Genomic DNA, 13830 nt, shown 5'->3' with positions numbered 1-13830 from the left:
CAGATCACAAAAGCCCCCGACGTCGCAAGACGCGGGGGCTTTTTGCATCCGCCAGCCGCCGACAGACCCCCATCGGCTGGCCCAGCCGCGGCCCCACGCGGCCATTCGACAAACAGGCAACAGGCCGCATCGGATCATGTGGGTTGAGCGACCGTCGCTGCGGTCCGGTTATGCGGGCGGGGATACCGTCTTGTCTCCATCCCTCTTCGGCTGAGGGAAAAATGCAAATCTCAGCCACGCCAAGCCATGCGCGAGGAAATCGATCCCGAGCAAGAGCGCCAGGACCCAAAGGGCCATCTTGGGGAAATCGGCCAGGATGACCAATCCAGCGCCGGCGCCGAAGGCGCCCGACAGCATCATGGTCCAACCTGCCTCACGCCAGTGGCTTATGCTGAGCAGGATTCTGACGATGCCCGAGAAGATGAACAGCAGGCCGATCGCGTAGGTTTGAAACAGCTCATGTGTGCGCGCAGACCGGGTCACGAAGGATGCCAGGAACTGCATCACGCTCGATCCGGCGACGTCGGTGAGCATCAAGCCGAGGGCGATATAAAGAAATCCCAACAGCGTCTGCCATGAAAGGCCACCCCATCTTCTTGCCCAGAAGGCGTAGACGATTTCGAATGCGCCGACCACGATCGCAATGGTGCCGATGAAGCCTGGAGTAACGATCGAGGCAAACGCCACATCGGTCAGGACAACCAATCCCGCCAGGAACATGACGCCGCCCAGCACCACGCGAACGGAAGCCGGGGGCCGGCTCGGGTCGCCACCTGCATTGCTCGGCCCACCTGCATTGCTCGGCATGATGTCGTAAGATGCCATGGCTTCCTCGTGGCTCCGGCTGCTGATTCCCAACACGACGCTCCGACCAGCGGAAGGGCAGCCGCCCAACGGCGATATCTCTTTCAGCGTTGCGGCAACCTGTCGCGCAATTCGGAAGGCTCAACGTGGACGGTCCGCGCAAGCACTCAAACGGATCCGCTCGCCTCGTCCGACATGAGAGCGGGCGCGAGGCGGACGATCTTACCGGCACCGCGCGATGATGATTGTGCCGTCCGGTTGTCTGTATCGGCAGTTGCCACGATTGTAAGACGGGGTTGTTGCAGTCCCGACCGCGGCTCCCACTAGAGCTCCACCAGCCGCACCGGCGACCGTGCTCGTTGTGTTCCGCCCAATCAGCTGGCCCGCCACCGCGCCTGTTCCGGCGCCCACCAGAGCTCCGCCCAAGCCGCGTTGGTTCTGTTCGGTGGCGCAGCCAACGACAATGGCTGCGACGGTCGCAAGGGTGAGAGGGAGTATTGTCCTTCGAGTCATGGCATGCTCCTTTGTGAGAGTGGCCAATCTCTGCAAGATCCGACAATGCACCAGGCGATGATTGCGCCAAACGGCCCTGTTGCCATCATGGAGCCCACAACCATCCCGGTCAGAGCGAGCAGCACAGCTGACCAGCTTCGGTAGCCATCGCACCATTCCCGGGGCGACCGATGTCGGGGAACCCGTACGCGCCGGTGCGGACGCCGACCAGATCTGGTATCGCTTTTGCTGCCCGAGTAATTCGTGGATCTTGTGCTTACAGTATTTCGACTTGAAGCGGTTATCGCTTCCGGCACCACGTTCCATGACGTGGTTGGGCTCGCCGGACGCAATGTTAACGTGCAATCATCAAGATTCCTAGCGGGAATCGATTATCTGCTGATATGCCGCCACAACATCGTGCGTAGTCGCTTGGTAGGTAAAGACGAGAATTTGAACCAGGTGCAACCGCGAAGACGCCTTTGTTCGCATGGATGGGTTGTGATCCCGCCGAAGACGCCGCTGACTCTCGTCGTTGAGAATTACCGCTTCCCCGATCTCCGCCTGGCCACGAGTGGCAGTGGCGAGGCAGGGCAGCGAACCGAATTTCGACTTCTTGTTAAGCCGTGCCGCGGCCCGCGCGGAAATTGTTGCTCCTGTTGTCAGGGGAAAGTATTCCTTTTGTCGACAAGAGGATTTGCCAATGACCGACACCGACAACAATTCCCTCCCAGAACGCAAGCGGGGCTCCGGCGTGAAGATGGTCTACGACCTTCTTCGTGACGAGATCCTTGATCTGGTCCTGCCGCCCGGCAGCCCGATCGACGAGGTGCAACTGGCCGAGCGTTTCAAGCTCTCACGCACGCCGATCCGTGAAGCACTGGTGCGGCTGGCAGGAGAGGGGCTGATCGACACGTTGCCGAATCGATCGACGATGGTGTCGAACATCGATTTCCTCAACCTGCACACTTTCTTCGAGGCGTTGGTGCTGATGTACCGGGTGACGACCCGGCTTGCGGCGCAGAATCACCGTCCGGAAGACCTGCCGGTCATCCGCGGCTTTCACGAAGATTATGCGGCGGCCGTCCAGTCGCGCGACGCGCTGGCCATGATCGCCACCAACGCAGCTTTTCACGCGGCAATCGCCGAAGCCGGCCGCAATCCTTATTTCACCGGCCTGTTCCGCCGGTTGCTCGATGAAGGGCGGCGGATTCTCCGCCTCTACTACCAGTCCTATGAGGAACAGTTCCCACAGCGCTTCGTCGACGAGCACGCGGAAATCATCGCGGCGATCGAAGCGCGCGACGTCGAGGTGGCCGATCGTCTCGGCAAGGCGCATGCCGAGCAGATCGTCGAGCAGGTGCAGAAACTGTTCACCCGAGCCAACAAGCTCGACATTGCCCTGTAACCATCTTGTATGTTTCTTGTCGACAAATAAAATACAAGGCGCTATTGTCTGCTTGAAAGGTACGGACGCGGCACCAATGCGCACGCCCGTGGCCCCGCGACAAGCCAAGAGGAGTTTCTAATGAAGGCGAAGATTTTCTCCGGCGTCATCCCGGCGCTGATGACCCCGTGCAAGGACGACCGCACCCCCGACTTCGATGCCCTCGTGCGCAAGGGCAAGGAGCTGATTGCTGAGGGCATGTCCGCCGTCGTCTATTGCGGCTCGATGGGTGACTGGCCGCTCCTGACCGACGCGCAGCGGATGGAAGGCGTCGAGCGTCTGGTCAAGGCAGGCATCCCGGTCATCGTCGGCACCGGCGCCGTCAACACCGCTTCCGCTGTCGCCCATGCGGCCCACGCCCAGAAGGTCGGTGCGAAGGGCCTGATGGTCATCCCGCGGGTGCTTTCGCGTGGCTCGGTCGTCGCCGCCCAGAAGAACCACTTCAAGGCCATTCTCTCGGCCGCTCCGGATCTGCCGGCGGTTATCTACAACAGCCCCTATTATGGCTTCGCCACTCGCGCCGACCTGTTCTTCGCACTGCGCGCCGAGCATCCGAACCTCGTCGGTTTCAAGGAATTCGGTGGCGCCGCCGACATGCGTTATGCGGCCGAGAACATTACCAGCCGTGACGATGGCGTTTCGCTGATGATCGGCGTCGATACCGCCGTGTTCCACGGCTTCGTCAACTGCGGCGCAACCGGCGCCATCACCGGCATCGGCTGCGTGCTGCCGAAGGAAGTCATCCACATGTGCAACCTGGCGCAGGCAGCCGCCGAAGGCGACGTCGATGCACGCCAGCGCGCGCTGGAACTGGAGCAGGCGCTCGCCGTGCTTTCCTCCTTCGACGAAGGCCCGGACTTGGTTCTCTACTTCAAGCACATGATGGTGCTGAACGGCGACAAGGAATACACGCTGCACTTCAACGAGACCGACGCGTTGTCCGAAAGCCAGCGCGGCTATGTCGAAGCCCAGTTCAAGCTCTTCAACACCTGGTATGCCGAGTGGAGCAAGCTCCCGGGCGCCGTGCAGAAGTACAAAGCCTGATCGCCACATCGGCCCATAAAACAGAAGGCCCCCCGATCTGAACTGACCCCGTAAAGTTGGACATCAACTTCGGGGGGCGGTTCAGATCGGAGGGCCTTTTTTGTTTGGTGGCATCGATTTCAGATTCGATCATCGCGCAGCAGTTCAACGTGCCATGACGACCTTTGCGCGTCCGATCGGACATGCGGCGCTGCAGGCGTGCAGACGCCTGCCTTACGAGACGGCGTCCAGCCCAAGGGCGAGGAGCCGGTCGAGCTGGTCGATCTCGGCCTGCGTCAGGACGATGCCCGCTGCTTCGGACTTGGCGCGTGCCACGAAGCGCCGCTGCGAGGGAAGGCGGGCCCCCTGACCGACGATCGCCTCGAACAGAATCTCCGCGCGGGCAAGGGGGTTGCCCGGCCGTCCGGCCGCGAAGGCTTCCGGCGAGAAGGCGACGATGAGTTCGCCGTGGAACGGCGCCAAGGTGGTCGTGCCGAGGTAGTCAAGCACTTCAGGGCTTGTCAGGTCGCCGATCATGATGCCGGCGAGAAGCTCGATCATCGTTCCAATCGCCGAGCCTTTGTGGCCACCGAACGGCAACATGGCGCCGGCCAGTGCGGCTTCGGGATCGGTCGTCGGCTTGCCTTCCGCATCGATCGCCCAACCCTCCGGCAAGGGCCTTCCCGCCCTCCGGTGCAGCTCGATCTCGCCGCGCGCTGCAACCGAGGTCGCGAAGTCGAAGACGTAAGGCGGCTTGCCTTCGCGCGGCCAGCCGAACGCGAAGGGATTCGTGCCAAGCAGCGGCTTGTTGCCGCCGGCGGGTGCTACGGTCGCATAGCTCGGGCACATGACGAGGCCGGCGAGCCCCTCTCCGGTCAGTCCTTCGACTTCAGGCCAAAGCGCAGAGAAATGCGTGCAATCATTGATGACGAGTGCGGCAAGGCCGAGCGCCCGGGCACGTTCGGCCAGGGCCGGCAGACCGAGCTCGAAGGCCGGATTGGCAAATCCGCCCTGGGCGTTCACCTTGACAATAGCCGAAGCTTCCTGCAGTTCGAGTTCCGGCATGGCGTCCGGCTTCACCTTGCCCGCCTTCACCGTCCGCAGAGCCCCTTCGATGCGATAGATACCATGCGATTTGCAAGCGTCGCGCTCGCCGGCGACGATTACGCGAGCAAGCGCCCCGGCCTGAACGCTATTGAGCCCCGCCTTGCGGAAGATAGCCTCGACGCGCTCGTGCAGCGCACTGATCGAAAGGGTTGTGGTCTCGCTCATCATATTGCCTCTTGTCGCTACGGCCGGCGGGCGGTTGATATCATGCATACAAACAGTATACAAAGTTTCGACAAGTGCAATTCGTTCGCGGATTGATCTTTGCCGAAGCGCCCGATTTTTTGAGAAAGGAACGTCAAATGGTCTTTACCCCGAAAGGAAAACACCTCGTCGCCGGCGAATGGCTCGATGGGGCGGGCACCTTTGCCTCCGCCCCGGCCCACGGCCCGGTGCATCACTTTGCCATCGGCACCGTCGAACTGGTGAACCGCGCTTGCGAGGCGGCCGAGGAAGCGTTCTGGAGCTTTGGCTATTCCTCGCGGACGGAGCGCGCGGCCTTGCTGCGCGCCATTGCCGATGAGATTGAAGCCCGTGCCGATGCCGTCACCGCGATCGGTAGCCAGGAGACCGGCCTGCCCGAGGCCCGTCTGCAGGGTGAACGCGGCCGCACGACGGGGCAACTCAGGCTCTTCGCCGACCACATCGAGAAGGGCGAGCACCTTGACCGCCGCTTCGACGCGGCGATGCCAGACCGCCAGCCGGCGCCGCGTCCGGAGATCCGACTCATCCAGCGGCCGATCGGTCCGGTCGCGGTCTTCGGCGCCTCGAACTTCCCGCTCGCCTTCTCGACAGCCGGCGGCGATACCGCCGCGGCGCTCGCCGCAGGCTGCCCGGTGGTCGTGAAAGGTCATTCGGCGCATCCGGGCACCGGCGAAATCGTCGCCCAAGCCATCGAAGCAGCCATCCGCAAAACCGGCGTCCACCCCGGCGTGTTCTCGCTGATACAGGGCGGTAGCCGCGAAGTCGGCCACGCTCTGGTGCAGCATCCGATGATCAAGGCCGTCGGCTTCACCGGTTCGCTGACCGGTGGCCGTGCGCTCTTCGATCTCTGCGCCGCGCGGCCCGAACCGATCCCGTTCTTCGGCGAACTCGGCTCGGTCAACCCGATGTTCCTGCTGCCGGAAGCGCTGAACGCCCGCGCGGAGACGCTCGGCCAAGGCTGGGCTGGTTCGCTGACCATGGGCGCCGGCCAGTTCTGCACCAATCCCGGCATCGCGGTGGTCATCGATGGTGCCGCCGCAAACCGCTTCACGGCCGCCGCCGTCGAGGCGCTCGCCAAGGTCGCGCCGCAGACGATGCTGACCGACGGCATCGCGAAAGCCTATCATGACGGGCAGGCGCGCTTTGCCAGCCGCAATGCCGTCAAGCCGCTGCTCGCCACCCAGTCGTCCGATCGCACCGCATCGCCCAACCTCTTCGAGACGACCGGCGCGCAGTTCCTCTCGGATCATGCGCTCGGCGAGGAGGTCTTCGGACCGCTCGGCCTCGTGGTCCGGGTTGGCTCGCTCGACGAGATGGAGCAACTCGCGCGCGGGTTCGAGGGACAGTTGACCGCCACCATCCACATGGATTCCGCCGACCTGGACGCGGCCCGGCGCCTGCGCCCGGTACTCGAGCGCAAGGCAGGGCGGGTGCTGGTCAACGGCTTCCCGACCGGGGTTGAAGTGGTCGATTCGATGGTGCATGGGGGACCCTATCCGGCCTCGACCAACTTCGGGGCAACCAGCGTCGGCACGCTGTCGATTCGACGTTTCCTGCGTCCGGTGGCCTACCAGAACATGCCGGAAGGCCTGCTGCCGGAGGATTTCCTCGGCTGATCAAAACGGCGTGCGAGCAATAAAAGGAGCTTTTCCACAAGGGAAAGCTCCTTTTAATTGCGTCTAGGCGACGCCCTATATACTTTTTGTATTTTTCTTGTATTTTCTCAATTGATTTCTGCTCTCCAATGCGGAATAGTGCGCGCGCCGTAAGACGGCACACCATTCCCAGGGAGAGAGATAATGAAGACCTCGGTGCTCGCGTTCGGCCTCGTTGCGGCCACAGCTTTGACCAGCCCGGCCCATGCCGACAAACTCGACGACATCATTGGTTCGGGCACGCTTCGCTGTGCAGTCGTGCTCGACTTCCCGCCGATGGGTTCTCGTGACGAGAACAACAATCCGATCGGCTTCGATGTCGACTATTGCAACGACCTCGCCAAGGCACTCGGCGTAACGGCAGAGATCGTGGAAACCCCGTTCCCGGAGCGCATTCCCGCCCTCATGTCGGGTCGTGTTGACGTTGGCGTCGCCTCGACCTCGGACACGCTGGAGCGCGCCAAGACCGTTGGCATGACGATGCCGTACTTTGCCTTCGAAATGGCCGTCACCTCCAACGACAAATCCGGCATCAAGTCCTTCGAAGACATGAAGGGCAAGGTCGTCGGTGCCACGGCAGGCACGTTCGAAGCAATCGCGCTGGAAAACCAGGTCAAAGCCTGGGGCGCCGGTGAGTTCCGCCCGTACCAGACCCAGGCTGACGTGTTCCTCGCGCTGAGCCAGGGGCAGATCGACGCCACCGTGTCGACCTCGACCGTCGCCCAGGCCAATGTGAAGACCGGCAAGTTCCCCGGCATCTCCGTAGTCGGCAAGGCGCCGTTCGACACCGATTATGTGGCGCTCTTCACCAACCGCGAAGAATACGGCCTCATCAACTACCTCAACCTGTTCATCAATCAGCAGGTTCGCACCGGCCGCTACAACGAACTCTACGACAAGTGGGTTGGCGGCGAAGTGCCGGAACTGACGGTGAACGGCGTCTATCGCTGATCTAGCCGCTTCTCTGGCGGCGCGAGGCGTACTGCATTCAAAGGCTACAGCGTCCTTTGCGCGTCTCATAAGACGCGCGGCGCTTTAGCCTCGCGCCGCTATTCGTTTCCGAAAAGGCGAGACGAAAATGTTCAGTTATACCTTCCATTGGAACCAGGCGCTGAAGGCCCTGCCGCAGATGCTCGACGGAGCGCTGATCACCTTGCAGGTGGCGCTTATGTCGATGGTCATCGGCCTCGCACTTGCGCTCGCGCTGACGGCCTGCCGCCTGTCCGGGAACCGCGTCCTCGGTGGCATTGCCGCCACCTGGGTCGAGATTGCCCGCAACACCCCGGCGCTGTTCCAGATCTACATGGCCCATTTCGGCCTCGGCAATTTCGGCATTCATCTGAGCCCCTATACGGCGCTGCTCGTCGGGATCGCCTTCAACAATGCCGGCTACCTTGCCGAGAATTTCCGCGGTGCGCTCAAGGCCATTCCGGACACCCAGACGCGCGCCGGTCGGTCGCTCGGGATGGGTCCGGTGCAGGCCTTCCGCTATATCGTTCTGCCGCAGATGCTGCGCGTTGCATTCCTGCCTGCTACCAACCAGATGGTCTGGGCGATCCTGATGACCTCGCTCGGCGTCACCGTCGGCATGAATTCCGATCTCGCCGGCGTCACCCAGGAATTAAACGCGCGGTCGTTCCGCACCTTCGAATTCTTCGCCCTTGCCGCCGTGATCTACTACGTCATCGCGAAGGGCGTGACGCTGGCGGCGCGTGCGCTCGCCTCGCGCATGTTCCGCTACTGAGAGAGGTGAGAGATGTTCAATACCGCCCTCACCATAAGTGACCTCGGCTTTCTCGCACAGGGTGCGTTGATGACGCTCGCGGTCACCGCCGTCTCGGTCGCGGCCGGAACCGTACTCGGGGTCATCTTCGGCGTCGTCCGCAACCAGATCGGCCCCTATTGGTCGGCGCCGCTCACCTTCGTGCTCGACGTGTTCCGTTCGGTACCACTGCTGATCCAACTGGTCCTCGGCAACGCCTTCCAGTCGATCGCCAAGCTCGGCTGGCCTCCGTTCACGACGTCCTGCGTGGTGCTGTCGCTTTATACCGCCGCCTACTGCACCGAGATCGTGCGCGGCGGCATCGCTTCGGTGCCGCCGACGACACGGCGCGCCGCCCGCTCGCTCGGCATGACCTGGTGGCAGGACATGCGCTACATCGTGGCCCCGCTCGCCACGCGCGTTTCGCTGCCGTCCTGGATCGGACTGACGCTCGGCGTCATGAAAGACTCCGCGCTCGTGCTCTGGCTTGGCCTGATCGAACTGCTGCGTGCCTCGCAGGTGCTCGTCACCCGGCTGCAGGAACCGCTGCTCATCCTCATGATCTGCGGTGCGATCTACTTTCTCATTAGCTTCCCAATCGCCCGGCTCGGCGGTTATCTTGAAAAACGGTGGTCCAATGATTGAGATCCAAAACGTCCGCAAATCCTTCGGCTCGCTGGAGGTTCTCAAAGGGATCGACCTCACCGTCGAGAAGGGTGAGGTCGTGACCGTCATCGGTGGCTCCGGCTCCGGCAAGTCGACGCTGCTCACCTGCATCAACGGCCTCGAGCCGATCGATGCGGGCCGCATCGTGGTCGACGGTACCGAGGTCCACGCCAAGACGACCGACCTCAACAAGCTGCGCCGCAAGGTCGGCATCGTCTTTCAGCAGTGGAACGCCTTCCCGCACCTGACTGTGCTCGAAAACGTCATGCTGGCGCCGCGCAAGGTGCTCGGTCTTCCCAAGGAGAAGGCCGAGGAGATTGCCGTCAAGCAGCTCACCCACGTCGGCCTCGGCGAGAAGCTCTCGGTCTATCCGACCCGCATGTCGGGCGGCCAGCAGCAGCGCATGGCAATCGCCCGTGCGCTCGCCATGTCGCCGGAATACATGCTGTTCGACGAAGTGACCTCGGCGCTCGATCCCCAGCTTGTCGGCGAAGTGCTGGACACGCTGCGCATGCTCGCCTCCGAGGGCATGACGATGATCTGCGTCACGCACGAGATGAAGTTCGCCCGCGAGGTTTCCGACCGGGTAGCCTTCTTCCACAAGGGCGTGATGGCAGAGATTGCGCCGCCGGACGCGCTCTTCGGTGCGCCGAAGGATCCCGAACTGCAGAAGTTCCTGGCAGCGACGCATTGAGGCGATCATGAAGGATGCAGCCCAGCCTGACGTGATTGTAATCGGCGCCGGCGTTGTCGGCCTTTCCGCCGCAATCGCGGCCCAGGCGCGGGGCCTATCGGTCACCGTGGTCGATCAGGACGGACCCGCCGCCGGAGCCTCGGCGGGCAACGCCGGAGCTTTTGCCTTCACCGACATCCTGCCGCTCGCCTCGCCAGGTATCCTCAAGAAGGCACCGAGATGGTTGCTCGACCCGCTCGGGCCGCTGACCGTTCCGCCCGCCTACGCCGCTCAGATCGCACCGTGGATGTTCCGCTTCTGGCGCGCCTGCTCGCCGAAGCGGGTGGCGCATTCGACGGCGGCACAAACGGCGATGATGGACTTGTCGAAGGCGGAGCTGGAGCCCTTCCTTGCGGCGACCGGAACCTTGCCGATGCTGCGCAAGGAAGGCAATCTTCAGGTCTATGAAAGCGAGGCCGAACTGAAGGCTTCGCTGCCCGGCTGGAAGGCGCGGGCGGAGCACGGCATCGAATTCCGTCACCTCGACGCCTCGGCCATGCGCGAGATCCAGCCCGGCCTTGCGCCGCGCTTCACACATGGGACCTTCACGCCCGGCTGGTATTCGATCGCCGATCCGAAGCTCTATACGCTGGCGCTTGCGGACCATTTTAGCGCCCGGGGCGGCGCGATCGAACGCGCCGAGATCGCCGCACTGAAACCGTTCGAGGGCGGGGTCGAACTGACGGCGACGGACGGCAAGACGCGGCGCGCGCGCCACGTGGTGCTTTCGGCAGGTGCCTTCTCGCACCGTATCGCCCGCACTCTTGGTGAGCGCATTCCGCTCGAGACCGAGCGTGGCTACAACACGACGCTTCCCTCGAACGCCTTCGACCTGCGCACCCAGGTCACCTTCGGCGGCCACGGCTTCGTCGTCACGCGGCTTTCGACCGGCATCCGGGTCGGCGGCGCCGTGGAACTCGGTGGCTTGAAGCTGCCGCCGAACTTCCGTCGCGCGGATGCCATGCTGAAGAAGGCGCAGACCTTCCTGCCGGGGCTGAAAAGCGAAGGCGGCGTGCAGTGGATGGGCTTCCGCCCGTCACTGCCTGACAGCCTGCCGGCGGTCGGCCGCGCCCGCGCCACGCCGCAGGTGATCTACGCCTTCGGCCACGGTCACCTCGGCCTGACGCAATCGGCGGGGACCGCCCGGCTCGTCGCCGATCTCCTGACCGGCCAGAGGCCGGCCATCGACATGGAACCCTTCTCGCCTCAAAGATTCTGACAGGGCACCGACCATGGCCACCTACACCTTCTCCTGCATCGACGGCCACACCTGCGGCAATCCGGTCCGCCTCGTTTCCGGCGGCGGGCCACGGCTGGAGGGGGCCAACATGCTGGAGAAGCGCGCCCACTTCCTCAGGGAGTTCGACTGGATCCGCACCGGCCTGATGTTCGAGCCGCGCGGGCACGACATGATGTCCGGCTCGATCCTCTATCCGCCGACGCGGCCGGACTGCGACGTCGCGGTGCTCTTCATCGAGACCTCCGGCTGCCTGCCGATGTGCGGTCACGGCACGATCGGCACGGTCACCATGGCGATCGAGAACGGGCTGATCACCCCGCGCGAACCCGGCCAGCTGTCGATCGACGCGCCGGCCGGCAAGGTGGACATCACCTATCGTCAGGAGGGGCGCTTCGTCGAGGAGGTGCGCCTGACCAACGTGCCCGGGTTCCTCCATGCCGAGGGATTGACCGCCGAAGTCGAGGGCCTGGGGGAAATCGTGGTCGACGTTGCCTATGGCGGCAATTTTTACGCCATCGTCGAGCCGCAGAAGAACTTCCGCGACATGGCCGACCATACGGCCGGCGAACTCGTCGGCTGGAGCCCGAAGCTGCGCGCGGCATTGAACGCCAAATATGAATTCGTTCACCCTGAGCATTCGGAGATCCGGGGCCTCAGCCACATTCAGTGGACGGGCAAGCCGACGCAGGCGGAGGCGCACGCGCGCAACGCCGTGTTCTACGGCGAAAAGGCCATCGACCGTTCGCCGTGTGGTACCGGCACCTCGGCGCGCATGGCGCAACTTGCCGCCAAAGGCAAGCTCAAGGTCGGTGACGAGTTCGTGCATGAATCGATCATCGGCTCACTGTTCAAAGGTCGCGTCGAGGCTGCGACCAAGGTCGCGGACCGCGATGCCATCATTCCTTCCATCGCCGGATGGGCGCGGATGACCGGCATCAACACGATCTTCATCGATGACCGCGACCCCTTTGCCCATGGATTTGTCGTAAAATGACCCAATCGATCTCCGCTCGCAGCATTCTGGGCGGCACAGCCCGTGGCCCTATCGTCGCCACCGAGGAGGCGCTGAGCTTCTGGGGCGGAGTCGACCCGGCAACCGGCCGGGTCATCGATGTGCACCATCCACTACACGGCAGCTGTCTGACCGGCGGCATCCTGATGATGCCGTCGAGCCGCGGCTCCTGCACCGGCTCGGGCGTACTGCTCGACCTCGCACTGACGGGGCGCGCGCCGGCCGCGCTCGTATTCTGCGAGGCAGAGGACGTCCTGACCCTCGGCGCGCTGATCGCCGCCGAAATGTTCGGCAGGCCGCTGCCGGTATTGCGGGTCTCGCGCAAGGCCTTTGAAGCGCTTTCGCAAGCAAAGACAGCGCAGATCAGCGACGCGGCGATCGAGACCGATGCTCTGACAATCACGGTCGAACCACCGGCCACGGCCGCGCTCGATCTTTCCGAGACCGATCGCGCCATGCTGGATGGTAACGACGGCGTCGCGGTCCAGCAGGCCATGCGCATCATCTGCGCCATGGCGGCGCAGCAGGGGGCAGAAAAGCTCGTGGACGTGGTGCAGGGCCATATCGACGGCTGCATCTATGCGAGCCCGGCGAACCTGACCTTCGCCGAGAAGATGGCGGAGATGGGGGCCGAGGTCCGCGTGCCGACGACCATGAACGCCATTTCGGTCGACCGCGCCAATTGGCGGGCGCAAGGCGTGCCGGCCGCCTTCGGCGACCCGGCGGCGCGACTGGCCGATGCCTATGTCCGCATGGGCTGCCGTCCGACCTTCACCTGCTCGCCCTATCTGCTCGACAGTGCGCCGCGCGCTGGCGAATCCATCGCCTGGGCGGAATCCAATGCCGTGATCTTCGCCAACAGCGTGCTGGGCGCACGGACGGCGAAGCATCCCGATTTTCTCGACCTTTGCATCGCGCTGACCGGACGCGCGCCGCGCTCCGGCGTCTATCTGGACGAACACAGGAAGGCCCGACGCGTAATCGACGTCGACCTGCCCGAAGGCGTAGACGACGCTTTCTGGCCGCTGATCGGTTACCTCGCCGGTCGCGCCGCGCCGGACCGCATACCACTCCTGCGCGGGCTCGCCCCGGCGCAGCCGACGCGCGACGACCTCAAGGCGCTCTGCGCCGCTTTCGGCACCACCTCCGCCGCGCCGATGCTGCATGTGGAGGGCGTTACGCCCGAGGCGGATGGCGCGGCGGCCGAAGACGCCGACTACGCGACCATCAACCGTGCCGACATGGCCGCCGCCTGGTCGAGCCTGAACGACGGACCGGACGCGGTGGAACTCGTTGCCATCGGCAGCCCGCATGCCTCGCTCGGCGAATGCCTCGCGCTAGCCGATGCGCTCGGTGGGCGCAAGCGGCATCCGGAGGTCGTAGTGATCGTCACGGCCGCGCACCAGGTGATCGCCGATGCGCGGAGCGAGGGTACGCTCGCCCGGCTCGAGATGAGCGGCGTGCAGGTCCTTCCGGATCTCTGCTGGTGCTCGATTTCCGAGCCGGTCTTCCCGACCAAGACCCGCGCGCTGATCACCAATTCGGGCAAATACGCCCATTATGGTCCCGGTCTCTCCGGCCGCACGGTGCGCTTCGGCAGTCTTGCCGACTGCATCACCGCGGCGCTGACCGGGCGCGTCCCGGCGCGGCTGCCGGACTGGCTATCCTGAAACCTGAAAGGAATT

At 63.9% G+C, this 13830-nt stretch carries 13 protein-coding genes; 10 read left to right on the top strand and 3 right to left on the bottom strand.

Annotated features, from left to right (window positions below; translation table 11 throughout):
- Positions 1 to 168: 168 nt before the first annotated feature.
- Positions 169 to 825, bottom strand: a complete 657-nt coding sequence (locus QN222_RS13355; protein ID WP_284005464.1) for an HdeD family acid-resistance protein — start codon at positions 823 to 825, stop codon at positions 169 to 171.
- Between the two features lie 201 nt (positions 826 to 1026).
- Positions 1027 to 1317 carry a glycine zipper 2TM domain-containing protein gene (locus QN222_RS13350; RefSeq protein ID WP_283965418.1) on the bottom strand — a complete coding sequence of 97 codons (291 nt, stop codon included), beginning with the start codon at positions 1315 to 1317 and terminating at the stop codon, positions 1027 to 1029.
- Positions 1318 to 1999: 682 nt separating this feature from the next.
- Between QN222_RS13350 and QN222_RS13345 the strand changes: the two genes are divergently transcribed.
- On the top strand, positions 2000 to 2704 hold the full coding sequence (locus QN222_RS13345) for a GntR family transcriptional regulator (protein ID WP_283965429.1): 705 nt from the start codon (positions 2000 to 2002) through the stop codon (positions 2702 to 2704).
- A 120-nt stretch (positions 2705 to 2824) separates the two neighbouring features.
- Positions 2825 to 3787, top strand: a complete 963-nt coding sequence (locus QN222_RS13340) for a dihydrodipicolinate synthase family protein (protein ID WP_283965419.1) — start codon at positions 2825 to 2827, stop codon at positions 3785 to 3787.
- A 213-nt stretch (positions 3788 to 4000) separates the two neighbouring features.
- Here the strand turns inward: QN222_RS13340 and QN222_RS13335 are convergent, their stop codons facing one another.
- Complete coding sequence (locus QN222_RS13335; RefSeq protein WP_283965420.1) at positions 4001 to 5038, bottom strand: Ldh family oxidoreductase; 1038 nt, start codon at positions 5036 to 5038, stop codon at positions 4001 to 4003.
- 137 nt (positions 5039 to 5175) lie between these two features.
- Between QN222_RS13335 and QN222_RS13330 the strand changes: the two genes are divergently transcribed.
- The 8 genes from QN222_RS13330 to QN222_RS13295 all read left to right on the top strand — a co-directional run bounded on the left by QN222_RS13330 (position 5176) and on the right by QN222_RS13295 (position 13815).
- Positions 5176 to 6693, top strand: a complete 1518-nt coding sequence (locus tag QN222_RS13330; RefSeq protein WP_283965421.1) for an aldehyde dehydrogenase (NADP(+)) — start codon at positions 5176 to 5178, stop codon at positions 6691 to 6693.
- Between the two features lie 183 nt (positions 6694 to 6876).
- Positions 6877 to 7683, top strand: a complete 807-nt coding sequence (locus tag QN222_RS13325) for a transporter substrate-binding domain-containing protein (RefSeq protein WP_283965422.1) — start codon at positions 6877 to 6879, stop codon at positions 7681 to 7683.
- A gap of 127 nt (positions 7684 to 7810) precedes the next feature.
- Positions 7811 to 8476: an amino acid ABC transporter permease gene (locus QN222_RS13320; RefSeq protein WP_283965423.1), complete on the top strand. Its 666-nt coding sequence runs from the start codon at positions 7811 to 7813 to the stop codon at positions 8474 to 8476.
- 12 nt (positions 8477 to 8488) lie between these two features.
- Entirely contained in the window at positions 8489 to 9139 is a 651-nt protein-coding gene (locus QN222_RS13315) for an amino acid ABC transporter permease (protein ID WP_283965424.1), read from the top strand.
- A complete protein-coding gene (locus tag QN222_RS13310; RefSeq protein ID WP_283965425.1) occupies positions 9132 to 9854 on the top strand; it encodes an amino acid ABC transporter ATP-binding protein in 723 nt (240 codons plus the stop codon). The genes QN222_RS13315 and QN222_RS13310 overlap by 8 nt, the downstream gene beginning before the upstream one ends.
- Before the next feature lie 7 nt (positions 9855 to 9861).
- Complete coding sequence (locus tag QN222_RS13305; protein WP_283965426.1) at positions 9862 to 11112, top strand: FAD-binding oxidoreductase; 1251 nt, start codon at positions 9862 to 9864, stop codon at positions 11110 to 11112.
- A gap of 13 nt (positions 11113 to 11125) precedes the next feature.
- The gene (locus tag QN222_RS13300) at positions 11126 to 12127 is read left to right on the top strand and encodes a 4-hydroxyproline epimerase (RefSeq protein WP_283965427.1); all 1002 of its coding nucleotides are present in this window, start codon (positions 11126 to 11128) and stop codon (positions 12125 to 12127) included.
- Entirely contained in the window at positions 12124 to 13815 is a 1692-nt protein-coding gene (locus QN222_RS13295; RefSeq protein ID WP_284005463.1) for an aconitase X, read from the top strand. Before QN222_RS13300 ends, QN222_RS13295 begins: the two co-directional genes overlap by 4 nt.
- Positions 13816 to 13830 lie beyond the last annotated feature (15 nt).

The sequence above is a fragment of the Sinorhizobium sp. 6-70 genome (genome assembly GCF_030124375.1).
Lineage (GTDB): Bacteria > Pseudomonadota > Alphaproteobacteria > Rhizobiales > Rhizobiaceae > Sinorhizobium.
The sequence above is the reverse complement of the archived record's forward strand: the minus strand, read 5'-3'. Positions and strand labels throughout refer to the sequence as shown.